The sequence below is a fragment of the Pseudomonas sp. Pseusp88 genome (genome assembly GCF_047303955.1).
Lineage (GTDB): Bacteria > Pseudomonadota > Gammaproteobacteria > Pseudomonadales > Pseudomonadaceae > Aquipseudomonas.
The window spans coordinates 344,539-368,264 of sequence record NZ_JBGLYM010000004.1; the positions used below are offsets into that span (position 1 = coordinate 344,539).

General features: G+C 60.2%; 20 protein-coding genes. 15 read left to right on the plus strand and 5 right to left on the minus strand.

All coding sequences use genetic code 11. The features are described from left to right. Window positions 1-86: 86 nt before the first annotated feature. From ACCD02_RS08235 to ACCD02_RS08245, 3 genes are all read right to left on the minus strand, one after another. Window positions 87-1,406 (minus strand): MFS transporter, encoded by a 1,320-nt coding sequence (locus ACCD02_RS08235; RefSeq protein WP_413300225.1) that lies wholly within the window; start codon window positions 1,404-1,406, stop codon window positions 87-89. Window positions 1,407-1,683: 277 nt separating this feature from the next. Then, complete coding sequence (locus ACCD02_RS08240; RefSeq protein WP_413300227.1) at window positions 1,684-2,931, minus strand: HlyC/CorC family transporter; 1,248 nt, start codon at window positions 2,929-2,931, stop codon at window positions 1,684-1,686. Between the two features lie 12 nt (window positions 2,932-2,943). After that, a complete protein-coding gene (locus ACCD02_RS08245; protein ID WP_413300229.1) occupies window positions 2,944-3,756 on the minus strand; it encodes an inner membrane protein YpjD in 813 nt (270 codons plus the stop codon). A gap of 194 nt (window positions 3,757-3,950) precedes the next feature. On the opposite strand from ACCD02_RS08245, the gene ffh reads away from it, so the two are divergent. From ffh to ACCD02_RS08300, 11 genes are all read left to right on the plus strand, one after another. Beyond that, the gene (gene ffh / locus ACCD02_RS08250) at window positions 3,951-5,327 is read left to right on the plus strand and encodes a signal recognition particle protein (protein ID WP_413300231.1); all 1,377 of its coding nucleotides are present in this window, start codon (window positions 3,951-3,953) and stop codon (window positions 5,325-5,327) included. A 247-nt stretch (window positions 5,328-5,574) separates the two neighbouring features. Beyond that, complete coding sequence (rpsP, locus tag ACCD02_RS08255) at window positions 5,575-5,826, plus strand: 30S ribosomal protein S16 (protein ID WP_259105840.1); 252 nt, start codon at window positions 5,575-5,577, stop codon at window positions 5,824-5,826. A gap of 5 nt (window positions 5,827-5,831) precedes the next feature. Beyond that, entirely contained in the window at window positions 5,832-6,368 is a 537-nt protein-coding gene (gene rimM, locus ACCD02_RS08260) for a ribosome maturation factor RimM (RefSeq protein ID WP_413300233.1), read from the plus strand. Window positions 6,369-6,371: 3 nt separating this feature from the next. Further along, window positions 6,372-7,124, plus strand: a complete 753-nt coding sequence (trmD, locus tag ACCD02_RS08265) for a tRNA (guanosine(37)-N1)-methyltransferase TrmD (protein ID WP_413300235.1) — start codon at window positions 6,372-6,374, stop codon at window positions 7,122-7,124. Between the two features lie 43 nt (window positions 7,125-7,167). Beyond that, complete coding sequence (rplS, locus tag ACCD02_RS08270) at window positions 7,168-7,518, plus strand: 50S ribosomal protein L19 (protein WP_259105837.1); 351 nt, start codon at window positions 7,168-7,170, stop codon at window positions 7,516-7,518. Between the two features lie 222 nt (window positions 7,519-7,740). Next, window positions 7,741-8,637: a site-specific tyrosine recombinase XerD gene (gene xerD / locus ACCD02_RS08275; protein WP_413300238.1), complete on the plus strand. Its 897-nt coding sequence runs from the start codon at window positions 7,741-7,743 to the stop codon at window positions 8,635-8,637. A gap of 121 nt (window positions 8,638-8,758) precedes the next feature. After that, window positions 8,759-9,499 carry a bifunctional protein-disulfide isomerase/oxidoreductase DsbC gene (gene dsbC, locus ACCD02_RS08280; RefSeq protein ID WP_413300240.1) on the plus strand — a complete coding sequence of 247 codons (741 nt, stop codon included), beginning with the start codon at window positions 8,759-8,761 and terminating at the stop codon, window positions 9,497-9,499. 80 nt (window positions 9,500-9,579) lie between these two features. Continuing rightward, a complete protein-coding gene (locus ACCD02_RS08285; protein ID WP_413300242.1) occupies window positions 9,580-10,884 on the plus strand; it encodes a homoserine dehydrogenase in 1,305 nt (434 codons plus the stop codon). A gap of 105 nt (window positions 10,885-10,989) precedes the next feature. Next, a complete protein-coding gene (thrC, locus tag ACCD02_RS08290; protein WP_413300244.1) occupies window positions 10,990-12,399 on the plus strand; it encodes a threonine synthase in 1,410 nt (469 codons plus the stop codon). 164 nt (window positions 12,400-12,563) lie between these two features. After that, on the plus strand, window positions 12,564-16,130 hold the full coding sequence (locus ACCD02_RS08295) for an ATP-binding protein (protein WP_413300286.1): 3,567 nt from the start codon (window positions 12,564-12,566) through the stop codon (window positions 16,128-16,130). Window positions 16,131-16,198: 68 nt separating this feature from the next. Continuing rightward, a complete protein-coding gene (locus ACCD02_RS08300; protein WP_413300246.1) occupies window positions 16,199-17,446 on the plus strand; it encodes an EAL domain-containing protein in 1,248 nt (415 codons plus the stop codon). Here ACCD02_RS08300 and ACCD02_RS08305 read toward each other — a convergent pair. Beyond that, window positions 17,419-18,081, minus strand: coding sequence for a response regulator (locus tag ACCD02_RS08305; RefSeq protein ID WP_413300248.1), 663 nt, complete (start codon window positions 18,079-18,081; stop codon window positions 17,419-17,421). The two genes, ACCD02_RS08300 and ACCD02_RS08305, sit on opposite strands and share 28 nt — an antisense overlap. Window positions 18,082-18,436: 355 nt before the next feature. Between ACCD02_RS08305 and ACCD02_RS08310 the strand changes: the two genes are divergently transcribed. Continuing rightward, window positions 18,437-18,733 (plus strand): DUF3509 domain-containing protein, encoded by a 297-nt coding sequence (locus tag ACCD02_RS08310; RefSeq protein ID WP_413300250.1) that lies wholly within the window; start codon window positions 18,437-18,439, stop codon window positions 18,731-18,733. A gap of 182 nt (window positions 18,734-18,915) precedes the next feature. Here ACCD02_RS08310 and ACCD02_RS08315 read toward each other — a convergent pair whose 3' ends face one another. Continuing rightward, entirely contained in the window at window positions 18,916-19,764 is an 849-nt protein-coding gene (locus ACCD02_RS08315) for a TIGR02285 family protein (RefSeq protein ID WP_413300252.1), read from the minus strand. 349 nt (window positions 19,765-20,113) lie between these two features. Here ACCD02_RS08315 and ACCD02_RS08320 point away from each other — a divergent pair, with 349 nt between their 5' ends. The 3 genes from ACCD02_RS08320 (at window position 20,114) to ACCD02_RS08330 (ending at window position 23,571) form a co-directional block, all read left to right on the plus strand. Then, on the plus strand, window positions 20,114-20,656 hold the full coding sequence (locus ACCD02_RS08320; protein ID WP_413300254.1) for a YaeQ family protein: 543 nt from the start codon (window positions 20,114-20,116) through the stop codon (window positions 20,654-20,656). Between the two features lie 3 nt (window positions 20,657-20,659). Then, window positions 20,660-22,369 (plus strand): single-stranded-DNA-specific exonuclease RecJ, encoded by a 1,710-nt coding sequence (gene recJ, locus ACCD02_RS08325; protein WP_413300256.1) that lies wholly within the window; start codon window positions 20,660-20,662, stop codon window positions 22,367-22,369. A 95-nt stretch (window positions 22,370-22,464) separates the two neighbouring features. Continuing rightward, the gene (locus ACCD02_RS08330) at window positions 22,465-23,571 is read left to right on the plus strand and encodes an NADH:flavin oxidoreductase/NADH oxidase (RefSeq protein ID WP_413300258.1); all 1,107 of its coding nucleotides are present in this window, start codon (window positions 22,465-22,467) and stop codon (window positions 23,569-23,571) included. Window positions 23,572-23,726: the final 155 nt, after the last annotated feature.

Genomic DNA, 23,726 nt, shown 5'->3' on the forward strand with positions numbered 1-23,726 from the left:
GGAGGGGCAAAGGGCTTGCGTGGATCGGCTTTAGCCAGGAAAGGGTATTTCCGGCCAAAGCCTTTTTCACAGGAAATCTTTAACGATCAGGCGATCGTATCCAGATCCGTGTGACGGGTTTCCTTCAGGCACAGTACGGCGATCAGGCTGATCAGTGCGGCTACCGAGACATAACCGCCCACCCAGCTCAAGCCACCCATTTCCACCAGTTGCTGGGCGAAGAACGGTGCCACCGATGCGCCGACAATGCCGCCGATGTTGTAAGCCGCCGACGCGCCGGTGTAACGCACGCGGGTCGGGAACAATTCAGGCAGCAGGGCGCCCATCGGCGCGAAGGTCACGCCCATCAGAAACAGCTCGATGCTCAGGAACAGTGTTACGGCCCCGGTCGTGCCGTGGGTCAGCAGGGGCTCCATGAGGAAGCCGGAGAGAATCGCCAGTACGCCACCGATGATCAGCACCGGCTTGCGTCCGAAACGATCGCTGGCCCAGGCCGACAGCGGGGTGGCGGCGGCCATGAACAGCACCGCGAAGCACAGCATGGCGAGGAAGGTCTCGCGGCTGTACCCCAGGCTCTTGACCCCATAGCTCAGGGAAAACACCGTGGAGATGTAGAACAGCGCGTAGCACACCACCATCGAGGCTGCACCCAGCAGCATTGGCGCCCAGTACTGGGCGAACAGTTCGGCGATGGGCATTTTCAGACGTTCGTGACGGGCAATGGCCTTGGCGAAAATCGGCGTTTCTTCAAGTTTGAGCCGCACATACAGCCCGATCACCACCAGTACGGCGCTGAGCAGGAATGGAATGCGCCAGCCCCAACTGCGGAACTGCTCGTCTGTCAGGGTCATGGCCAGGGTCAGGAACAGGCCGTTGGCCGCCAGGAAGCCGATGGACGGCCCCAGTTGCGGGAACATGCCGAACCAGGCGCGCTTGCCCTTGGGCGCATTCTCCGTGGCGAGCAGCGCAGCACCGCCCCATTCGCCGCCCAACCCCAGGCCCTGGCCGAAGCGCAGCACGCAGAGCAGGATCGGCGCCCATGAACCAATCTGCGCGTAGCCCGGCAACACGCCGATCAATGTGGTGCAGATCCCCATCAGCAGCAGCGAGGCTACCAGGGTCGATTTACGGCCGATGCGATCGCCGAAGTGGCCGAACAGTGCCGAGCCCAGCGGACGGGCGAGAAAGGCGATGCCGAAGGTCAGAAAAGCCGACAGCATCTGTGCGGTGCTGGAAGTCTGTGGAAAGAACACCGGTCCGATCACCAGTGCGGCGGCGGTGGCGTAGACGTAGAAATCGTAGAACTCGATGGCCGTGCCGATAAAGCTGGCGGTGGCGACGCGCGCGGCAGAGTTGGCCGGAGCGGCCTGCTCGTTATGCTCACCCAAGGCGGAGGTGCTGGTCATGCGGATATCCCTGACAGTCGTCTTGCCTGTCAGCGCTCGTCGAGGGACGGGTCACTGCGGCAATGGTTAATTATTCTGGTTACAGCGCGATCAGGTTGGCCCGGATCAGGGCCGAGGGCGTCGGTTCGCGCTCAGGGTGTGAGCGGACGCCAGGAAACGATTGGCTGGTGACTGGCCGGATCACGTTCAGTGCGGGTAGCACGCGGATCGGCGGGGCTGGGTAAGCTGTCGGCGATTATAGGAAGGGCGGCGTACCCAGAACAAGAGCCGTGGCCCGTCAATTGACAGGGCGGACCATGGATTTCTGCCACATCATCACCCGCGTCACCCGATTGTCTTCGGTTTGCAGGATTTCCAGGCGATATGGGCCGATCTTCAGGCAGACCGAGCTGTCCGGAATGGTTTCCAGGGCTTCGGTAATCAGGCCGTTGATGGTCTTGGGGCCATCGGAGGGCAGGTGCCAGCCCAGGCTCTTGTTCAGCTCGCGGATCGAAGCGGCGCCGTCCACCACCAGGCGGCCGTCGGCCTGAGGGTGGATGTGCGGGTTATCCAGGGAATGCTCGCTTTCGAATTCGCCGACGATCTCTTCGAGAATGTCTTCCAGGCTGACGATGCCCTGTACTTCACCGTATTCGTCCACTACCACGCCCAGGCGGCGCTGTTGCTTATGGAAGTTCAGCAACTGCAATTGCAGGGGCGTGCTTTCCGGGACGAAATAAGGTTCATAACAGGAGGCCAGCAAGGTTTCCTTGGTCAGTTCGCGCTTGGGCAGCAGATGGCTGATCTGCCGCGTATTGAGCACGCCCTGCACCTGGTTGATGTCGTTGTGATAGACCGGCAGGCGGGTATGGCGGGAGATCATCAGGCGGTCGATGATCTGCTCGATGCTGTCGTCCAGGTTGATGCCGTCAACGTCGTTGCGCGGGACCAGGATGTCATTGACCGTGAAGCTGTCCAGGGCATGAATACCGGACAGGACGTGGGCACGACCGGGATGGTGGTCCATGACGCCATCATGATGTGACCGGGGTATTGGCTCGTCTTCGTCCTGTGGCTCGCCGGGTGCCACCTGGCGCGGCAGAAACGGACGCAACAGGCTGCGGGCGATGCAGTTGAACAGCCAGGTCAGTGGCCACAGCAGCTTCATCGGCAGGCGCAGTACGGCATTGCCCAGTAGTACCACGCCTGCTGGGTAGCGCGCAGCCAGGCGGCGAGGAATCAGCTCGACGAAGATCAACAGCAGGGCGGTAGTGCCGAGCCACGCCACGGTGGCGCCGTTGTAGAACCACTGGTTGAGCGCCAGCAGGGTGATGATCACGGTGATCAGCACTTTGATCAGGGTGTTGCCCAGAATCAGGCTGTTCAGCTCGAAGGCCGGTTCCGGATGTACGACAGATGCCGGGCGGCTGGGGTTTTGCCGGAACTTGAGCCGATAGTGGGCGATTTCGACGGCAGTCAGCAGCCCTGACCAGAGCGCCAGCAGGGCCAGCACTCCAAGCAATGGAGCGATGGGCAAATTATCCATAATCAACGCCCGTCAGATGTGCAGGATGAATTCACGTACCAGCTTGCTGCCGAAGTAGGCCAGCATCAGCAGGAGGAAGCCGCCCAGGGTCCAGCGGATGGCCTTGTGCCCACGCCAGCCAAGGCGAGTGCGGCCCCATAACAGCACACTGAACACGATCCACGCCAGGCAGGCCAGCAGCGTCTTGTGTACCAGATGTTGGGCAAACAGATTCTCGACAAACAGCCAGCCGGAAATCAGTGACAGCGACAGCAGGATCCAGCCGGCCCAGAGAAAACCGAACAGCAGGCTTTCCATCGTTTGCAGCGGCGGGAAGTTTTTGATCAGGCCAGCCGGATGCTTATGCTTGAGGCGGTGATCCTGTACCAGCAACAGCAAAGCCTGGAACACGGCGATGGTGAACATGCCGTAGGCCAGGATCGACAGCAGGATATGGCTGAGAATGCCGGGCTCTTCGACGATGGTCTGTACGGTGCCGGTGGGGGCGAACTGGGAAAACAGCACAGTGGCGAAGCCCAGGGGGAACAACAGGACCAGCAGATTTTCCACCGGGATGCGCAGGCAGGCGATCAGGGTTACCGAAATCACTGCCAGGGCGATCAGGCTCGATGCACTGAAAAAGTCCAGGCCCATGCCGATGGGGCGCACCAACTGCGTGAACAGGCCGAAGGCGTGAGCAATGACTGCGAGCGTGCCGAGCAGGCCCAGCAGGCGTTTGTCGACCTTGATGGCCTGACGCAGGCGCATGACCTGATAAATAGTCGCAGCGGCATAAAGGATGGCGGCGGCGATGCTGGGGAGCAGACTGGGTGGTAGAGGGAACATAGATCCTGATGGACGGGCCCGAAAGGCGCTGAGTTTGGCATAGAACCGGCGCTGCACGAAAGACCGATGGTGTCCGCCGCGCAGAGTCTTCGCTATAATCCGCGACCTGCTCAAGCCGCAGGCTCGCCGAGCGCCATTTTTCACGGGCCGGGCCGCATCAACCGGGGTTCTTCGAGAACCTGAAAGGATCGCGCATGTTTGAAAATCTAACTGACCGTCTCTCGCAGACGCTGCGCCATGTCACCGGCAAGGCCAAGCTGACTGAAGACAACATCAAAGACACCCTGCGTGAAGTGCGGATGGCGCTGCTGGAGGCCGACGTCGCCCTGCCGGTGGTCAAGGACTTCGTCAACAAGGTCAAGGAACGTGCGGTAGGCACCGAGGTGTCGCGCAGCCTGACTCCGGGCCAGGCGTTCGTGAAGATCGTCCAGGCCGAACTGGAAGAGATGATGGGGGTGGCCAACGAAGAGTTGACCCTCAACGTTACTCCGCCTGCCGTGATTCTCATGGCCGGCCTGCAGGGTGCGGGTAAAACCACGACTGCCGGCAAGCTGGCGCGCTTCCTCAAAGAGCGCAAAAAGAAAACCGTCATGGTGGTTTCGGCCGACGTCTACCGCCCTGCGGCGATCAAACAGCTGGAAACCCTGGCCAGCGACATTGGCGTGACCTTCTTCCCGTCCGATATCAGCCAGAAGCCGGTGGATATTGCGAACGCGGCAATCAAGGAAGCCAGACTCAAGTTCATTGATGTCGTGATCCTCGACACCGCCGGTCGTCTGCACATCGACGCCGAGATGATGGGCGAGATCCAGGCGCTGCACGCTGCGGTCAAACCGGCCGAGACGCTGTTCGTGGTCGACGCCATGACCGGCCAGGACGCCGCCAACACGGCCAAGGCCTTCGGTGACGCACTGCCCCTGACCGGTGTGATCCTGACCAAGGTCGACGGTGACGCCCGCGGTGGTGCGGCGCTGTCGGTGCGGGCGATTACCGGCAAGCCGATCAAGTTCATCGGTATGGGCGAGAAGAGCGACGCCCTCGAGCCTTTCCACCCGGACCGTATCGCCTCGCGCATCCTCGGCATGGGCGACGTGCTCAGCCTTATCGAGCAGGCCGAACAAGGCCTCGATAAGGAGAAAGCCGACAAACTGGCGAAGAAGCTCAAGAAAGGCAAAGGCTTCGATCTCGAAGACTTCCGCGACCAACTGCAACAGATGAAGAACATGGGCGGCCTCGGCGGCCTGATGGACAAGCTGCCGAACATGGGCGGTGTGAATCTGGCGCAGATGGGCAATGCCCAGGGCGCGGCCGAGAAGCAGTTCAAGCAGATGGAAGCCATCATCAACTCGATGACCCCGGCCGAGCGTCGTGACCCGGACCTGATCAGCGGTTCGCGCAAGCGTCGTATCGCTATGGGCTCCGGCACCCAGGTGCAGGATATCGGGCGTCTGATCAAGCAGCACAAGCAGATGCAGAAGATGATGAAGAAGTTCTCCGCCAAAGGCGGAATGGCCAAAATGATGCGTGGCCTGGGCGGAATGATGCCCGGCGGCGGCATGCCAAAAATGTAATTGAGTGGTGCGCGGCCTCGTCTGCGCACCGTTCATCCGGAGAGCAATCTCCGGCAGGCCCGCTCCGGCGGGCTTTTATCTGCCGTTTTAATCGACGGCTCCATAGCAGATCTGGATGGCATGCCGATAGGCGCCGGAAAAAGTCATTTGCAAAAGTCTGGATATTCCTTAGAATATGCGGCCTTTCGGGCACCCATGCCCGCTGTGCATCTTAGATTTGCAGCACCGACTACAGGAACGATGTTCAATGCTAACTATTCGTCTTGCCCTGGGCGGCTCTAAAAAGCGCCCGTTCTACCACCTGACCGTAACCGACAGCCGCAATGCGCGTGACGGTTCGCACAAAGAGCAAATCGGTTTCTTCAACCCGGTTGCCCGTGGTCAGGAAATCCGTCTGTCCGTGAACCAAGAGCGCCTCAACTACTGGTTGAGCGTTGGTGCACAAACTTCCGAGCGCGTTGCACAGCTGCTCAAGGAAAACGCTAAGGCTGCGGCCTGAGCAATATGAACGCGACGCCAGCCTCTGCCGACGATTTGATCGTTATCGGCAAGATCTATTCAGTACATGGCGTTCGCGGCGAAGTGAAGGTGTACTCCTTTACTGATCCAATTGGAAACCTGTTGGACTACACGAACTGGACGCTTCGGCGCGAGGGGAGCGTAAAACAGGCAGAGCTGGTCAGCGGACGCTTGCAAGGCAAGTTCCTGGTCACAAAGCTCAAGGGTCTCGATGATCGCGAGGAAGCTCGTCTTCTGTCCGGTTATGAGATCTGCGTGCCGCGTAACCTGTTCCCTGATCTGACCGACGGCGAGTACTACTGGTACCAGCTCGTAGGTCTGAAGGTCATCGACCAACTCGGGCAACTGCTCGGGAAAATCGATCATCTTCTCGAAACCGGCTCGAACGATGTCATGGTGGTAAAGCCCTGCGCGGGCAGTCTGGATGATCGCGAACGCCTGTTGCCCTATACCGAGCAATGCGTGTTGGCCGTCGACCTGGGTGCTGGCGAGATGAAGGTGGAATGGGACGCGGACTTCTAAGCCATGGCTAGCCTGCGCATAGAAGTGATCAGTCTGTTTCCCGAGATGTTTTCTGCCATCAGTGAATACGGGATTACCAGTCGTGCGGTGAAACAAGGGCTGTTGCAGCTGACTTGTTGGAATCCGCGGGACTACACAACGGATCGACATCACACTGTGGACGATCGCCCGTTTGGCGGTGGTCCGGGCATGGTGATGAAGATCAAGCCCCTGGAGGATGCTCTGGTTTCGGCCAGGCAGGCAGCGGGGGAAGCGGCGAAGGTGATTTACCTGTCGCCACAAGGCCGCAAGCTGGATCAGTCTGCGGTACGCGAACTGGCGAAGGAAGAAGCACTTATCCTGATCGCAGGTCGCTATGAAGGCATTGACGAGCGTTTTATTGATGCTCATGTCGATGAAGAGTGGTCGATTGGTGACTACGTACTGTCCGGTGGCGAGTTGCCGGCAATGGTACTGATCGATGCGGTTACGCGACTGCTGCCTGGAGCTTTAGGGCATGTGGATTCCGCGGAGGAAGATTCCTTCACGGATGGTCTGCTGGATTGCCCGCATTACACCCGACCGGAGGTGTATGCGGATCAGCGTGTTCCCGACGTGTTGCTGAGTGGCAACCACGCACACATCCGGCGTTGGCGTTTACAGCAGTCCCTTGGAAGGACCTTTGAACGACGCGCCGATCTTCTGGAAAGCCGCTCGCTTTCTGGAGAAGAGAAGAAGCTGCTGGCGGAATACATCCGCGAGCGGGACGATAGTTAACGTATCGATGGTTGATCCAGACGGATTACCTTAGGAGCACAGCATGACTAACAAAATCATTCTTGCACTCGAAGCAGAGCAGATGACCAAAGAGATCCCTACCTTTGCCCCGGGCGACACTATTGTCGTTCAGGTGAAAGTGAAGGAAGGCGACCGCGCACGTCTGCAGGCGTTCGAAGGCGTAGTAATTGCCAAGCGTAACCGTGGCGTGAACAGTGCTTTCACTGTTCGTAAAATCTCCAACGGTGTTGGCGTAGAGCGTACTTTCCAGACCTACAGCCCGCAAATCGACAGCCTGGCTGTGAAACGTCGCGGCGACGTTCGCAAGGCCAAACTGTACTACCTGCGTGACCTGTCCGGTAAAGCAGCTCGCATCAAGGAAAAACTGGCTTAAGTCCAGCTTCCGATGCAAAAGAAGGCAGCCTGCGGGCTGCCTTTTTTGTTGCCTTTGAAACAGGTTCGTTGGAGCGAGGCTTGCCCGCGAATACGATATTTTGCCCTCAGAAAATCTGTCGGATGTACCGGCCTGTTCACGGGCAAGCCTCGCTCCGACGAGGACGGGGTTTTTGTGGATGCGGTATCCTCCCCGCTTTCTCTGCAAACCCTCGAATCAACCATGCCCGCCATCGATCACCCCCTGATAGACCAATTCCTCGACGCACTCTGGCTGGAGAAAGGCCTCTCGGATAACACTCGCGATTCCTACCGCAGCGACCTGGCGCTATTCAATGGCTGGTTACAGGAGCGTGGCATCGAGTTGGTCGCTGTCAGCCGCGATGCCATTCTTGATCACCTTGGCTGGCGCCTCGACAATGCCTATAAGCCTCGCTCTACTGCGCGTTTCCTCTCTGGCGTACGTGGCTTCTATCGCTATCTGCTGCGGGAAAAGCTGATCGCTATCGACCCCACCTTGCAGGTCGATATGCCGCAACTGGGTCGGCCATTGCCCAAGTCTCTGTCGGAGGCCGACGTGGAGGCGCTGTTGGCTGCGCCTGACCTGAGTGAGTCCATCGGCCAGCGTGACCGTGCCATGCTCGAAGTGCTGTACGCCTGCGGCCTGCGGGTCACCGAATTGATCAGCCTGACCCTGGATCAAGTCAATCTTCGCCAGGGCGTGTTGCGGGTCATGGGCAAAGGCAGCAAGGAGCGGTTGGTACCCATGGGTGAGGAGGCGATTGTCTGGGTCGAGCGCTATCTGCGCGACGGTCGCAGCGAGCTGCTGAACGGTCGCCCCAGCGATGTGCTGTTTCCCAGTCAGCGCGGCGAGCAGATGACCCGGCAGACCTTCTGGCACCGCATCAAGCATCAGGCGAAAGTGGCGGGCATCAGTGCTGCCTTGTCACCCCACACCTTGCGCCACGCCTTTGCCACCCATCTGCTTAACCATGGCGCCGATCTGCGGGTGGTACAAATGCTGCTGGGGCATAGCGATCTGTCGACCACGCAGATCTATACCCATGTGGCTCGGGCCAGGTTGCAGGAAATGCATGCCAAACATCACCCGCGAGGGTAAAGGAGCATCCGTTCTTTCGGCCTCACGGACCTTATGTGATAGGCTTTGCCGGTTTCGCAGATTGCGGCTGGCCATCCCTGTTTTCAGAGCCACCCCACTGCCCACCGCCCGAGGATTTTTCATGCGCGTGACCCGGATTATCGCTGCCGCCGCCGTAGTGCTGACCAGCAGCTTCAGTATGTTCGCCCAGGCTGATGCCGCCGCTGAGCAGGCCATTCGCAAGACCCTGGCCTCGCTCGAGCTGGAACTGCCAGTGGACAGCATTTCGAGCAGCCCGCTGAACGGCCTGTATGAAGTCAAGCTGCAGGGCGGCCGCGTACTTTATGCCAGCGCCGACGGCCAGTTCGTGATGCAGGGCAACCTCTATCAGATCCAGGGCGGCAAGCCGGTCAACCTGACCGAGAAGACTGAGCGCCTGGCCATCTCTAAAACCATTAACGGCATCCCGACTGCCGAGATGGTGGTCTACCCGGCCATTGGCGAGACCAAATCCCATATCACCGTGTTTACCGACACCACCTGCCCTTACTGCCACAAGCTGCACGCCGAAGTGCCCGCGCTGAACAAGCTGGGCATCGAAGTACGCTACGTGGCCTTCCCGCGCCAGGGCCTTGGCTCGCCGGGTGACGAACAGTTGCAGGCGGTCTGGTGCTCCAAGGATCGCAAGGACGCCATGAACCGCATGGTCGACGGCAAGAACATCGAAGCGCCAAAGTGCGCCAATCCAGTGACCAAGCAATTTGCCATGGGCCAGTCGATCGGCGTCAATGGCACGCCTGCCATCGTGCTGGCTGACGGTCAGCTGATTCCGGGTTATCAGCCGGCACCGCAAGTCGCCAAGCTGGCCCTGGCCGCCAAATAAACCATTCAGAGAGCCGCATGCATTTATGCGGCTGTTTTCCACGGCCGGCCCCACGCCGGTCGTTTTACGGGGAGTTCATAGTGAAACCGGTCAAAGTAGGCATCTGTGGGCTGGGTACTGTCGGTGGCGGTACCTTCAACGTTCTTCAGCGCAACGCCGAGGAGATTGCCCGCCGTGCCGGGCGTGGAATCGAAGTGGCGCAAATTGCCGTTCGCACACCCAACCCCAATTGCCAGATTACCGGTACACCGACTACGACCGATGTGTTCGCGGTCGCCAGCAACCCCGAAATCGATATCGTCATCGAGCTGATCGGTGGCTACACCGTGGCCCGTGAGCTGGTGCTCAAGGCCATTGAAAACGGCAAGCATGTGGTCACCGCCAACAAGGCGCTGATCGCCGTGCACGGCAACGAAATCTTCGCCAAGGCCCGGGAGAAGGGCGTGATCGTTGCGTTCGAAGCTGCGGTTGCCGGTGGTATTCCGGTAATCAAGGCCATCCGTGAGGGTCTGTCGGCCAACCGTATCAATTGGGTCGCCGGGATCATCAATGGCACCGGTAACTTCATCCTTACCGAGATGCGCGAGAAGGGCCGTACCTTCCCTGACGTACTCGCCGAGGCCCAGGCCCTGGGTTATGCCGAAGCCGATCCGACCTTCGACGTCGAAGGCATCGACGCCGCGCACAAGCTGACTATCCTGGCTTCGATCGCGTTCGGTATCCCGCTGCAATTCGACAAGGCCTACACCGAAGGCATCACCAAGCTGACCACGGCTGACGTCAACTACGCCGAAGCCCTGGGCTATCGCATCAAGCACCTGGGCGTGGCGCGCAGCACTGCTTCGGGTATCGAGTTGCGGGTCCATCCGACCCTGATCCCGGCCGACCGCCTGATCGCCAACGTCAATGGCGTGATGAACGCCGTGATGGTCAACGGCGACGCCGCCGGTTCGACCCTGTTCTACGGCGCCGGTGCCGGTATGGAGCCGACGGCTTCGTCGGTCATCGCTGACCTGGTGGACGTGGTTCGTGCCATGACCTGCGACCCGGAGAATCGCGTGCCGCACCTGGCGTTTCAGCCGGACAGCCTGTCGGCCCACCCGATTCTGCCCATCGAGGCCTGCGAAAGCGCCTATTACCTGCGCATCCAGGGCAAGGACCACCCGGGCGTGCTGGCCCAGGTGGCCAGCATCCTGTCGGAGCGCGGGATCAATATCGAATCGATCATGCAGAAAGAAGTCGAAGAACATGACGGCCTGGTTCCAATGATCCTGCTCACGCACCGTGTGCTGGAGCAGCGTATGAACGATGCCATCAAGGCGCTGGAAGCCTTGCAGGACGTCGTCGGGCCGGTGGTTCGGATTCGCGTCGAACATCTTAATTAATTCAGCTGCAAGCTATTAGCCACAAGCTGCAAGTCAGAAGCCGATCGCGCTCTGCTTGCCGCTTGCCGCTTGAAGCTTTCAGCTCAAACCAAAGGTTTGCTTCCCATGCGTTACATCAGTACTCGCGGCCAGGCGCCAGCCCTGAATTTCGAAGACGTGTTGCTCGCTGGCCTGGCCAGTGACGGTGGTCTGTATGTTCCGGAAAACCTGCCACGCTTCACTCAGGAAGAAATCGCCTCCTGGGCCGGCCTGCCGTATCACGAACTGGCTTTCCGGGTCATGCGCCCATTCGTGACCGGCAGCATTCCCGATGCCGACTTCAAGAAGATTCTTGAGGAAACCTACGGCGTATTCGCCCATAGCGCCGTGGCGCCGTTGCGTCAGCTCAATGGCAATGAGTGGGTGCTGGAGCTGTTCCACGGCCCGACCCTGGCGTTCAAGGACTTTGCCCTGCAGCTGCTGGGGCGCCTGCTGGATTATGTCCTGGCCAAGCGTGGCGAGCGCGTCGTCATCATCGGCGCCACCTCCGGGGATACCGGCTCGGCGGCCATCGAAGGTTGCCGTCGTTGCGACAACGTCGACATCTTCATCCTGCACCCGAACAACCGTGTCTCGGAAGTTCAGCGTCGGCAAATGACGACCATCTTCGGCGAAAACATTCATAACATCGCGGTGGAAGGTAACTTCGACGACTGCCAGGAAATGGTCAAGAACAGCTTCGCCGATCAGGGCTTCCTCAAGGGTACCCGTCTGGTCGCGGTCAACTCGATCAACTGGGCGCGGATCATGGCCCAGATCGTCTACTACTTCCATGCAGCCCTGCAGTTGGGCGGCCCGGCGCGCTCAGTAGCGTTCTCGGTGCCGACCGGCAACTTCGGCGATATCTTCGCCGGTTACCTGGCGCGGAACATGGGCCTGCCGATCAACCAGTTGATTGTCGCCACCAACCGCAACGACATCCTGCACCGCTTCATGAGCGGCAATCAGTACGTCAAGGAAACCCTGCACGCCACGCTGTCGCCGTCCATGGACATCATGGTTTCGTCGAACTTCGAGCGCCTGCTGTTTGACATGCACGGTCGTAACGGTGCCGCCATTGCCGGTCTGATGGACACCTTCAAGCAAGGTGGCGGTTTCAGCGTCGAAGACGATCGCTGGAACGAAACCCGCAAGCTGTTCGATTCCCTGGCTGTCAGCGATGAGCAGACCTGTGAAACCATCGCCGAAGTCTTTGCCGCCACTGGCGAAGTGCTTGACCCGCATACCGCCATTGGCGTCAAGGCCGCACGCGCCTGCCGACGCAGCCTGGACACCCCGATGGTGGTGTTGGGGACGGCGCACCCGGTCAAGTTCCCTGAGGCTGTGGAGAAGGCGGGTGTAGGAAAAGCGCTTGAGCTGCCTGCACATTTGTCTGATTTGTTCGAGCGTGAAGAACGTTGCACCGTTCTGCCCAATGACCTGAAAGCCATACAGGCCTTCGTCAGTCAGCACGGCAATCGCGGTAAGCCGCTCTAACGGTATCGTTGTGTAACAACTTAGGGCCCGCCACTTGGCGGGCCTTCTGCTTTCTGCGTGCCACACTTTGCGGGTTCAAGAACTCATGTGGATTGTCTGTGGCTGTGAAACAAACCTGCCTCCGAGCCCGTTTCTGGCTCGCGTATGGCGCCTCTGCTCCTGTCCTGTTTTTATGTCTTTTGTTGCTCGGCGGACAATGGGCCGTGGCTGCCGAGAGCCTGCCTTTCGGCCTGCCGCCGCCCTTCGTCACGGTGGCGCCATTGCCGCTCGAGGCCGAGGACCGGCAATGGCTTGACCGGCGCGAGAAACTGCGGGTAGGCATCGCCATCGCCGATTACGAACCCATCGATATCACCAGCGACCAGAATCGCTATCAGGGCATCAGCGCCGACTACCTGAGCCTGATCAGCAGCCGATTGGGCATACCCGTCACGGTTGTCGGCTTTGTTCAGCGTGAGGACGCCGTCAGTGATCTGCACGATGGCCGCATCGATATTCTCACCAGCGCCAACGGCTTCGAACGTGGTGTAGACAAGCTGGGCTTTTCTGTCGAGTACATGCCCGACCGTTCGGTGGTCGTCGGCCGTGGCAGAGACACCCGGATGATGCCTGACCTGCGGGGTAATCGTGTGTCGGTACTGGATGGTTATGCCGATGCCGGGACACTGCACAAGGCTTATCCCGACAGCGAAATCGTTCTGGCGCCCAACCTGTTCAGTGCCCTGGAGGCGGTCGGCCAGGGCGAGGTCGATGCCTTCGTTGGCAATGAACTCATCGTGCGTTCATACCTGGCCTTGCGGCCCTATCTGGACCTGCAGATCAAATTCGAGAGTGCCCTGCCAGCCGTAGGGTTCGCTTTCGCTACGCGCCAGAATGATCAACGACTGTTGCGCCTTATCGATACGGCTCTGGGTAGTATCGAGCCATCGGTGAGCCGGGAAATTCTCGGCCGCTGGACCCTCGGCCTCGGCTCTGACGTAACCGGCCAGCGCATCACCCTCAGCCGGTCCGAGCAGCACTGGATTACCCGGCACCCGATAGTCACTGTTGTCGCTGCGCAACATCCGCCTTACATCTATCGCGACAAGAACGATCAATGGATCGGCCTGAACGTCGAGGTGCTGGCCCGGGTCTCGCGCCTGACCGGTCTGCAGTTCGTTTTCAAGGAAAGCCCTTCGACTCTGGCCACCATCAGAACGCTGCAGGCCGGCGAGGCCGACATGAATACGTCCCTGGCGGAAAATGTCGAGCGCAAACGGTTTCTCAACTTCACCTATTCGTTTGGCGGCAACAGTTGGATGTTTGTCGTCAGGGAAGATTCACCTTCGCCAGACAGGCTGCAGGAACTCAATGGCCTGACCCTGGCGCTGCCCGCCCGGCATGCGCTGGAAGAGTTGATCCGGCGCGAATACCCGGGTATTCGTCTGTTGTCCGTCGCCACTTACGACGATGCGCGCAGAATGGTCAGCGAAGGCAAGGCGCAGGTAACTATCCAGAATGAAGCCGGAGCTCATCTGTTTCCACCAGGCAAGCTCAGGGTCGGGCGGCAGGTAGAGGGGCTGTGGTCGCCGGATCGTTTCTCCGTGGTGAAATCCCATCCTGAGCTGCTGAGCATCCTCAACAAAGCGCTGGAAGAGTTTCCCGTGGCCGAGATGCGCGCGATTCGCGTGAAGTGGCTCAGCGGCGCGTTGATTCCAGCCCCGTCGTTATGGCAGCGAATTCCCCAATGGGTCCATTGGACAGTCGTGCTGGCGCTGCTGTCGGGTCTGGTTTCGCTGATCTGGAGCAGTCGCCTGAAGGTGCAGATACGTCAGCGGCGCAAAGCCGAAGAGCAGCTCAACGATCAACTGGCGTTCAAGCACGCGTTGCTCGACGGCATCCCCATTCCGATCTACGTCCGAGACCTGCAGGGCCGTCTGCTGTCCTGCAATCGCAGTTACGAGGAAAGCTTTGGCCTGTGTTTCGCGCAAATGAGGGGCCGACGCCTGATCGATATCAACCTGATCCCGCGCGAAAGCGCCGAGGTCCTGCACGGGGATCACATGACGCTGCTGCAAACCCGGTCGCCAGCGCCGGTGTTTGCCGATCGCCGTCTCAAGCTGCTGGACCGGCAAGTCGACGTCTGGCAATGGACCGTGCCGTTCTTCCGCGCCGACGGGCAACTGCAGGGGCTGTTGGGTGGCTGGATCGACATTACCGAGCGCAAACGCCTGCAGGCGCAGCTGGAGCAGGCACGCGCCCATGCGGATCAGGCCAATGAAGCCAAGAGTGCATTCCTGGCAAGCATGAGTCACGAGATTCGCACACCGATGAACGCCATCATCGGTTTGCTGGAACTGGAGCGTGAACAGGCACTGCAACGGGGCGAAACCCTCAGCGAAGGGCTGGACGTAGCCTATCGCTCGGCAAGGGAACTGATCGCGCTGATCGGCGACAGTCTTGACCTTGCCAGGATCGAATCGGGCAGCATGCAACTGGCGCCCGCCGTCACGCCATTGCGACCACTACTGGAGAGTATCCGGCAGTTGTTCGACGGTCGCGCCCGACAGTCAGGGCTGGAGCTGCAACTGCTATTCGCCGCCGAGGCTGAAGGCGATTACTGGCTGGACCCGCTACGCCTGCGTCAGGTGCTGCACAACCTGCTTGGCAATGCCTTGAAATTCACTGCCCGGGGATCGGTGGTGATTCGCGTCGAGGCGCTTGAGTCCGCCTCCGACAAGGCCCTTGTGCGGATATCTGTCGAAGACACTGGAGCGGGCATTCCGGCGGAGCAACAACCGCATCTGTTCGAGCCATTTATCCAGGGCAGTGGCGAGACCGCTGCGCGCTATGGCGGCAGCGGCCTGGGCCTGAGCATCTGCAAGCAACTGGTCGAGCTGATGGAGGGGCGGATTGCCCTGAGCAGTATCGAAGGCAGCGGTACTCGGGTCAGTCTCGAATTGCCGTTGGTGCGCAGTACTACCCAGTCGGCCCGCCCGGAGCCTGACGAAGAGCCGATAGCCGCCGCCGAGCTGCGTTTACGCCTGTTGGTGGTGGACGATCTGTCCGCCAGCCGTCTGGTCCTGGCCCGGCAACTGGAGTTTCTCGGCCACGACGTGGTGTGCGCGGAACACGGCGAGGCGGCCTTGCAGTATTGGCGCGACGACAGCTTCGACGGGGTCATCACCGACTGCAATATGCCGGGTATGAGCGGCTATGTACTTGCCGAAACTCTGCGTCGTCTGGAACGCCGGGAGCAGCGTCGTCCGGGCATGATCATCGGTTGTACCGCCAATGCCACGTTGGAGGAGGGTTCGCGCTGCGCCCAGGCGGGCATGGACGACGTGTTGGTCAAGCCGGTGTCGCTGACGCGGTTGTCGAGCCTGCTGGCGCAACGTTTCAAGGAGTCGAGCTTCGAAGTGGGGACACTGCGGCGGATGACCCGGGCCAATGAAGAGCAGATGCAGCGCCTGTTGCAAGAGCTGGACAAGAATCTGCTCGAAGAAAGGGACGCCATGCGCGCGGCGGTCGCCCGGCAGGATCTGAGCGCGCTGGAGGCTTCGCTGCACCGTCTCAAGGGCGCAGCCTGTCTGATCAATGCTGCACCCCTGGCCAGAGTCTGCGCGCAGTGGACTGGCCGGATACGCGCGCAGGGGGCTCAGGATCTCACGGCACACTGGCCGGAGCTGGAGTTGTCGATTGATCGGTTGCGGGCCGATATCGCAAACCAGTTGGCCGGTTTCGTACTTTAAGACTTGTCCTATGTGGCGGGGCTGGCGGTACCGCTAGAGTGCAGGTTTCGTGATGTGGAGGCCAGGCTATGCACGCGCTCAAGGTTTTGATTCTCGAAGACAACCCTTTCCAGCTGATGGCCCTGCATCAGATGCTCAATGCCAACCAGATTTTCGATGTGCGGGTGGCCGCCTCTGTCGCCGATGCCTGTGAGGCTTTGGAGCGACGAGGCGAGGTGGATATCGCCATCTGCGATGTACAGATGGAGGGTCCCGATGGCATCGCCTTCATCGCTCATTTGGCGCAAAGACAGGCCGCTCGGGCGTTAATCCTCGTCAGTGGCATTGAGCGCAGTGTGTTGGACGCCGTCGCACGACTGGCGCGCAAGCGGGGAGTCGAGGTGCTGGGCTGCGTGCCCAAGCCGGCATCGGCCATGGTCTTGGGTGAATTGCTGCGCCGGTATGACGAACGACCGCCGTCTTCCTGCATCACTCGGCTGCCGTCGCTGCGCCAATCCTTCAGTTACGCGACCCTGTGCGGTGACATGGACCCACAGCATCTCGCCGGGCAATGGATTGCCCACTTTCAGCCCAAGGTCAGCCTCAATGGCCGATTGCTCGGTGTCGAGGCCTTGGCACGCTGGCAGCATCCGCGCCATGGGCTGTTGACCCCTGGCAATTTCATGGCTGCGATAGAGCAGGCGGACCTGCTGCAGGCGCTGACCTGGCGGATCATGGAGCGCGCTCTGCAATTGTCCGCCGAGCAGATGCGGCGACAGGGCGAAGCGCTGCCCGTGGCGGTCAATATCGCTCCGGCATTGCTGGAACAGGCTGATTTCGCCAGTCAGGTGTCTGACCTGCTGAGCCGTTTTGCCCTGCCCGCAGAGGTGCTGACCCTGGAAATCGTCGAGTGGGGTGGCGATGAACTGGCCGCCTGGCAACTGGAGGGGCTGCTGCGTCTGCGGATGCAGGGTTGCAAGTTATCCATCGATGACTTCGGCACTGGCGCTTCGAATATCCAGCGCCTGCTGCAATTGCCGTTTTCGGAGCTGAAGATCCCGGCGGAATTTGTCCGTGGCATGGCTGACGATGAGCGCAAGTGCGCAGCGGTGACCGGCGCCATGTTCATCGCCCGGCGCATGGCCCTGGACGTGGTGGTGGAGGGGGTAGAGACCCTGGATGACTTCCATTCCCTGCTGTGCCTGGGGGATCCGGCGGTACAGGGTTATTTCATCGCCCGACCGATGTGCGCGACGGACTTGCAGGCATGGATCGCGGACCGGGCACAACGAAGCAGGCCTGCAACCTGTCAGGAAAGCCCGTTTTCCTGCAGATAAAGAAACAGCGCGGCATCGTTGTCCAACCCCAGCTTGCGCATGGCGCTGATCTTCTGGGCGCTGACCGTCTGCTTGCTGCGGTTGAGGCGCGTGGCGATGCCCATGACGGAATTGCCGCTGGCCAGCATGCGCATCACTTCCAACTCCCGGGGCGACAGTTTGTTCACCGGCGTATTCTCGTCGGTTCCATAGTCTGCGGCCGCAAGCAGCGTATGACGAACAGAGTCGGCCACGTATGTGTCTTGTCGGCGCACGTTGCTGATGGCCTCAGGCAGTTCGCTGGCCACGCTGGCCTTGCTGAGCAGCCCCTGAATCCCCAGTTCCAGAATGGTGCGAAACAGTGCGGCGTTATTCAGGGTAGTGACCACTATTATGGGCAGTTCGGGAAAGTCCCGGCGAATGCGCTGTAGCAGGCGCAGGCCGTCGTTTTGCTGTTCGGTCGGCATCATGAAGTCGGTAACCAGCACGTCGCACGCCCGGTTGTGCAGCAGTTGCAGCAGTTCGTCGGGGCTGGCGGCCTGGGCCACCACCTGGGCGAGACTGTCCTGTTCCAGTACGACCCGCAGCCCGATCAGGAAAATAGGGTGATCGTCCGCCAGGATGATGCGCAAGGTTTGATCGGTAAGAGCACTCACTGTATGGCTCCATGGCAAGATGGTCGAGGACGTCCCTGAGCGGGTTGGTGGCTGCTATTGCACATGAACCCGCGACCTGTAATTGCCTGCATGTGATGAACGAGCTGTAAGGCATGGGAATAATTATTCGCGATTTTTCCTACAGTTTCGCGTTGGCCCGTTTATCTGGCGCATTGCCCTGTACACGCTTGCAAAGCCTGGTTCGCTGGCCGTTTTCTCCCTGTCACATTCCGCTGGCATGCTCGAAGCTTCGGGTAGCCGCAACACACCCGCACAGGGTGCCGACGAACTTTCTGCATTGGCCGAAGGTCATTGATAAGCACCTTTGCATTCAAACTGTTGAGTGGTGATCCAGATGGAAAATATCAGCTTGTTGCTAAGCGAAGCGCTGACCCCGTACCACGCCAGCCTGGGCGCTGCCGGTTCTCGTGGCGAGCGTCTGGTTACCCTGAAAGATGCCGCTGGCGCTGTTGTGCTCGAGCGCGTTGTCTCGGCCGAGCAGTTGCATGACAAGCGTCTGCTGACGGATGTCGTGGATGGATTTCACCGGGATTTGATGATCGCTGAAGGACGTCTTGAACCCAGTATGATTGCCGCCCTGCGCCACGTCGCATCTAGCCGTGCGTTCACTGCCTCGGCAGGTTTTGTTTAACGTCCGGGAACCTTATGTTCGTGCGGTACTCCTATGAAGTACGGCAGGTTCAAACATTGTGCTCCGGTGATTGTGGCCTGTCGTTCGGGTCCGGATGGACCGCGGTTTACCCCGAGTAGTCTCCCCGCTGCTCGGGGTTTCTTTTGTCTGCGATTTGGCCGGTCCCACAGGAAAAGACAACATTACTGCTTGTCGTAGAAGTGTCTGGCGTCTTCTTCGTATTCCTTGCGGGTGTTGCCATCGAGCCATTGCGCGTACAGGTCCACCAGCCTGGTCTGGCGCAGAGAACGCATTTCCCGGTTGATGATCTCGATCGCCTGGCGACCTTGCGGCGTATTGGAGCAGCCGAAGTGAGTGAACTGATACTTGGGGGCGCCTTTTATCGGCAGGAAGTTGAATTCTTCGGGCGCCATCCCTTGCTGCTGCGCCAGATAGCGGGCTTCCGGCCAGAAGCCAATCACCGCCTGCAGACGGCCCATGCGTTCCATTTGCAGCAGGCTGCCGATGGCATTGTTGCCGTAATGGGCATTGATATCGCCGGGTTCGACCCCCTGCAGGATCTGATCGATGACCGCGCCATAGCTGCGCTCGGCAACAACTCCCAGTTTTACGGTCTTACTGGCCAGGAGGGCGGAGAGGTCGACATGCCCCTCCTTGAGGAACGGGTTGAACAGGCCCATGTCATCGTTGCGCACGATCAGACCATTGCTGATCACGGCATAGGTGGGAATTGAAAAGGCAATGGTTTTCGCCCGTTCGGCAGTCCAGATCAGGGTCGGGTCGCAGGTCAGGGACGTTTCTTGCAGCATTTGCATGCCTCGGGCGCGATTGACCCGCATTGTCACATGGTCGTATTCGGGCATTTTCGCGATCAGCAACGGCATCAATTGATCGATGACCCCCTTGCCCTCAAGAGGTCCGGCAAAAATCGTCGACGGTGGCAGATCACGCAGCAGCCAAGTCAGAGTGTCCTTGGCCTGGCTCGGGCTGGCGGCACTGGACAGGGCCAGTCCCAATAGCAATGAGCTCATGCATGAGCGCGCAATTCTTGAGGCGTGTCCGACCATTCGCTGATGTCATCCCCGATAAATGTTGCGTGCAGGAAGGGCAAGCGCCCGGCAAGAAGACCCCTGTCGCTACCCGGATAGTCCGAATGGAGGTCAAAGGGGGTCAAACGGATGAGTCTTTTAAGACTTCGGTCGGTAATTAAAGGGCATGCGCCCATCTTTGCGCCAGTGGATTTTTTACCGAAAGCCCTTAAGGGCGGGCGATTGCCGCCATCAAGGGGGTGTATGCCACGGCCAGACCGCGTGCTTTTATCGTTCGCCGCCTCGGCATCGGTTAGACTTGCCGCCTTTCTCCGCTTCCAGAAGTCCGTTCATGGCCCAGCCGTCCACGACCTACAAATTCGAATTGAACCTCACCGACCTCGATCGCGGGGTTTACGAGAGCGTCAAGCAGACCATCGCTCGTCATCCCTCGGAAACCGAGGAACGCATGACCGTGCGCCTGCTGGCTTATGCCTTCTGGTACAACGAGCAATTGTCCTTCGGCCGTGGGCTGTCGGAAGTCGACGAGCCCGCGCTGTGGGAAAAAAGCCTGGATGACCGCGTCCTGCACTGGATCGAAGTCGGTCAGCCGGATGCTGATCGCCTGACCTGGTGCTCGCGTCGCACTGAACGTACCAGCCTGCTGGCTTACGGTAGCCTGCGGGTCTGGGAAGGCAAGGTGATTCCTGCGGTCAAGAACCTGAAAAACGTCAATATCGCCGCCGTGCCCCAGGAAGTTCTGGAAACCCTGGCCAAGGACATGCCACGGGTCATCAAGTGGGATGTGATGATCAGCGAAGGCACCATTTTCGTCACCGACGATCGCGGCCAGCATGAAGTGCAGCTGCAATGGCTCGCGGGCGAGCGCGGCTGATCGATGCGTATCGAACCCCGTGCCCTGCCGGCGACCCTGCCATTTTTAGGCGATCTGCCACCTCTGCTGACGCGCTTGTACGCAGCCCGTGGCGTCGCCAGTGAAGCCGAACTGGATAAAAGCCTGGCGCGGCTGATTCCCTTTCAGCAACTCAAAGGCATCGATGCTGCCGTCGACCTGCTGGTGACGGCGCTGGAGCAGCGCCAGCGCATCCTGATAGTTGGCGATTTCGATGCCGACGGTGCCACCGCCAGTACTGTCGGCGTGCTGGGCCTGCGCCTGCTGGGCGCGGCCCATGTCGATTATCTGGTGCCGAGTCGCTTCAAGTTCGGCTACGGTCTGACGCCGGAAATCGTCGCTGTAGCGCTGGAACGCAAGCCGCAGCTGCTGGTGACGGTAGACAACGGCATCTCCAGCGTCGAAGGCGTGGCGGCGGCCAAGGCTGCGGGCCTGCGAGTATTGGTCACCGATCACCACTTGCCCGGCGCCGAGCTGCCGCTGGCCGATGCCATCGTCAATCCCAACCAGCCTGGTTGCCCGTTCCCGAGCAAAGCCCTGGCCGGGGTCGGTGTGATGTTCTACGTGCTCATGGCCTTGCGTGCACGTTTGCGCGAAATGGGCTGGTACGCCAGCACGCCGCAGCCGAATATCGGTGAATTGCTCGACCTGGTGGCCCTGGGCAGTGTTGCCGACGTGGTGCCGCTGGACGCCAACAACCGCATTCTGGTCCATCAGGGCCTTGAGCGGATCCGTGCCGGCCGCGCCCGCCCCGGTATCAAGGCGATCCTGGAAGTGGCCAAGCGCGAGGCGTCGCGCATCACGTCCACCGATCTCGGTTTTATCATCGGCCCGCGACTCAATGCGGCCGGGCGTCTGGACGATATGAGCCTGGGCATTGAATGCCTGCTCAGCAGCGATCCCGTCAGTGCCCGGGAGATGGCCCAGGAACTGGATGGGATGAACCAGGACCGCAAGAGCATCGAGCAGGGCATGCAGCACGAAGCCCTGGCGCAGCTCAAGGACCTGCCGCTGGAGTCGATGCCGTTCGGCCTTTGCCTGTTCGATGCCGACTGGCATCAGGGCGTGATCGGGATCCTCGCCTCGCGCCTCAAAGAGCGTTATCACCGCCCGACCATCGCCTTTGCCGATGCCGGGGATGGCCTGCTCAAAGGCTCGGCCCGTTCGGTGCAGGGTTTCCATATTCGTGACGCACTGGAAGCCGTCAATGCCCGTCATCCGACGTTGATGAGCAAATTTGGCGGCCATGCCATGGCGGCCGGCCTGACTCTGACTGAGGCCAATTTCCCGCTATTTGCCCAGGCCTTCGACGAAGAAGTGCGTCGGCATCTGGCCGAGGATGACCTGACCGGTCGCCTGCTTTCCGATGGCAGTCTGGCTGTCGAAGAGTTCCACCTGGAACTGGCCCGCGCCCTGCGCAATGCCGGTCCCTGGGGCCAGCACTTCCCCGAGCCGCTGTTCCATGGCGTATTCCAGCTGGTCGAACAGCGGGTGGTGGGCGAGCGTCACCTGAAGATGGTGCTCAAGAGCGAATGCGGCAGCCTCAAGCTCGATGGCATAGCCTTTGGCGTAGACCGTGATATCTGGCCCAATCCGAATATTCGCTGGGTCGAGCTGGCCTACAAGCTGGACGTCAACGAATTTCGCGGCAATGAGACGGTGCAGTTGATGGTCGTGCATATCGCCCCGCGCTAAGCCAAGGCCTCTCAGGAACCCCGGTGGGGATCGGATTGTCGACTAGTCTCTAGATAATGTCAGAACAGTCCGATTTCCTTGCCTGAGAGGTCCCCATGAGCCTGCTGCTTGAACCCTGCACCTTTCGCCAGCTGACCTTGCGCAACCGCATTGCGGTATCGCCGATGTGTCAGTACTCCAGCGTCGATGGCCTGGCCAATGACTGGCATCTGGTCCACCTCGGTAGTCGTGCGGTTGGCGGCGCGGGTCTGATCATGACCGAGGCCACTGCAGTGACCCGGGACGGTCGCATCACCCCGGAAGACCTGGGGCTGTGGAACGACGAACAGATCGAGCCGCTGCAACGCATCACCCGCTTTATCACTGCTCAGGGTGCGGTGGCTGGCATTCAGCTGGCCCACGCCGGGCGCAAGGCCAGCACCTGGCGGCCGTGGCTGGGCAAGCATGGCAGCGTGCCGGAAAGCGAAGGCGGCTGGATCCCGTGGGCGCCGTCACCGATTGCCTTCGATCCGACCTACACCAAGCCGGTACAGCTGAGCGAAAGCCAGATTCAAGAGGTGATTGAGGCATTCGTCACCGCCGCCAAGCGGGCGCTGACGGCGGGTTTCAAGGTGGTGGAAGTCCACGCCGCCCATGGCTACCTGCTGCACCAGTTCCTGTCGCCGATCAGCAACCAGCGCCAGGACCAATACGGCGGCTCGTTCGAGAACCGCATTCGCCTGACCCTGCAAGTGACCCAGGCCATCCGTGATATCTGGCCGGAAGAGTTGCCGTTGTTTGTCCGGGTCTCGGCCACTGACTGGGTCGAGGACGGCTGGAATCCGGATGAGACTGTGGAGTTGGCGCGACGCCTGAAAGACTTGGGCGTGGACCTGATCGACGTATCGTCGGGCGGCACGTCGGCCAGCGCGGAAATCCCTGTTGGCCCCGGCTACCAGACGCGTTTTGCCGAACGGGTACGCAAGGAAGCCGGTATCGCCACCGGCACCGTCGGCATGATCACGGAGCCGGCCCAGGCCGAACATATTCTGCGTACCGGCCAGTCCGACATCATCCTGCTGGCCCGTGAGTTGCTGCGTGACCCTTATTGGCCGCTGCATGCCGATGACGACCTGGGCGGACGCCTGGCGACCTGGCCTGCGCAGTATCAGCGCGCCACCCATCGTGACCAGCCGATTCATGAGTCGGATTTGCGCGAATAAGCGTCAGTACGATTTTATGATTTGAAATGAGGGCTTGTAGGAGCTGCCGAAGGCTGCGAAAGCGTTGTGTCAGACAAATCGGTTCGCAGCCTTCGGCAGCTCCTACAGACCAGGCGCATTATTTTTCTGCGCATCCCCCTCCAACAACTTGCCGA

What these genes read in the sequence shown, in the direction of transcription:
- trmD (WP_413300235.1), top strand. Translation starts at nt 6,372, where the DNA reads ATGGCTAGCCTGCGCATAGAAGTGATCAGTCTGTTTCCCGAGATGTTT.
- ACCD02_RS08245 (WP_413300229.1), bottom strand. Translation starts at nt 3,756, where the DNA reads ATGTTCCCTCTACCACCCAGTCTGCTCCCCAGCATCGCCGCCGCCATC.
- recJ (WP_413300256.1), top strand. Translation starts at nt 20,660, where the DNA reads ATGCGTATCGAACCCCGTGCCCTGCCGGCGACCCTGCCATTTTTAGGC.
- ACCD02_RS08315 (WP_413300252.1), bottom strand. Translation starts at nt 19,764, where the DNA reads ATGAGCTCATTGCTATTGGGACTGGCCCTGTCCAGTGCCGCCAGCCCG.
- xerD (WP_413300238.1), top strand. Translation starts at nt 7,741, where the DNA reads ATGCCCGCCATCGATCACCCCCTGATAGACCAATTCCTCGACGCACTC.
- rpsP (WP_259105840.1), top strand. Translation starts at nt 5,575, where the DNA reads ATGCTAACTATTCGTCTTGCCCTGGGCGGCTCTAAAAAGCGCCCGTTC.
- ACCD02_RS08320 (WP_413300254.1), top strand. Translation starts at nt 20,114, where the DNA reads ATGGCCCAGCCGTCCACGACCTACAAATTCGAATTGAACCTCACCGAC.
- ffh (WP_413300231.1), top strand. Translation starts at nt 3,951, where the DNA reads ATGTTTGAAAATCTAACTGACCGTCTCTCGCAGACGCTGCGCCATGTC.
- thrC (WP_413300244.1), top strand. Translation starts at nt 10,990, where the DNA reads ATGCGTTACATCAGTACTCGCGGCCAGGCGCCAGCCCTGAATTTCGAA.
- ACCD02_RS08300 (WP_413300246.1), top strand. Translation starts at nt 16,199, where the DNA reads ATGCACGCGCTCAAGGTTTTGATTCTCGAAGACAACCCTTTCCAGCTG.
- ACCD02_RS08240 (WP_413300227.1), bottom strand. Translation starts at nt 2,931, where the DNA reads ATGGATAATTTGCCCATCGCTCCATTGCTTGGAGTGCTGGCCCTGCTG.
- ACCD02_RS08310 (WP_413300250.1), top strand. Translation starts at nt 18,437, where the DNA reads ATGGAAAATATCAGCTTGTTGCTAAGCGAAGCGCTGACCCCGTACCAC.
- rimM (WP_413300233.1), top strand. Translation starts at nt 5,832, where the DNA reads ATGAACGCGACGCCAGCCTCTGCCGACGATTTGATCGTTATCGGCAAG.
- dsbC (WP_413300240.1), top strand. Translation starts at nt 8,759, where the DNA reads ATGCGCGTGACCCGGATTATCGCTGCCGCCGCCGTAGTGCTGACCAGC.
- ACCD02_RS08330 (WP_413300258.1), top strand. Translation starts at nt 22,465, where the DNA reads ATGAGCCTGCTGCTTGAACCCTGCACCTTTCGCCAGCTGACCTTGCGC.
- rplS (WP_259105837.1), top strand. Translation starts at nt 7,168, where the DNA reads ATGACTAACAAAATCATTCTTGCACTCGAAGCAGAGCAGATGACCAAA.
- ACCD02_RS08235 (WP_413300225.1), bottom strand. Translation starts at nt 1,406, where the DNA reads ATGACCAGCACCTCCGCCTTGGGTGAGCATAACGAGCAGGCCGCTCCG.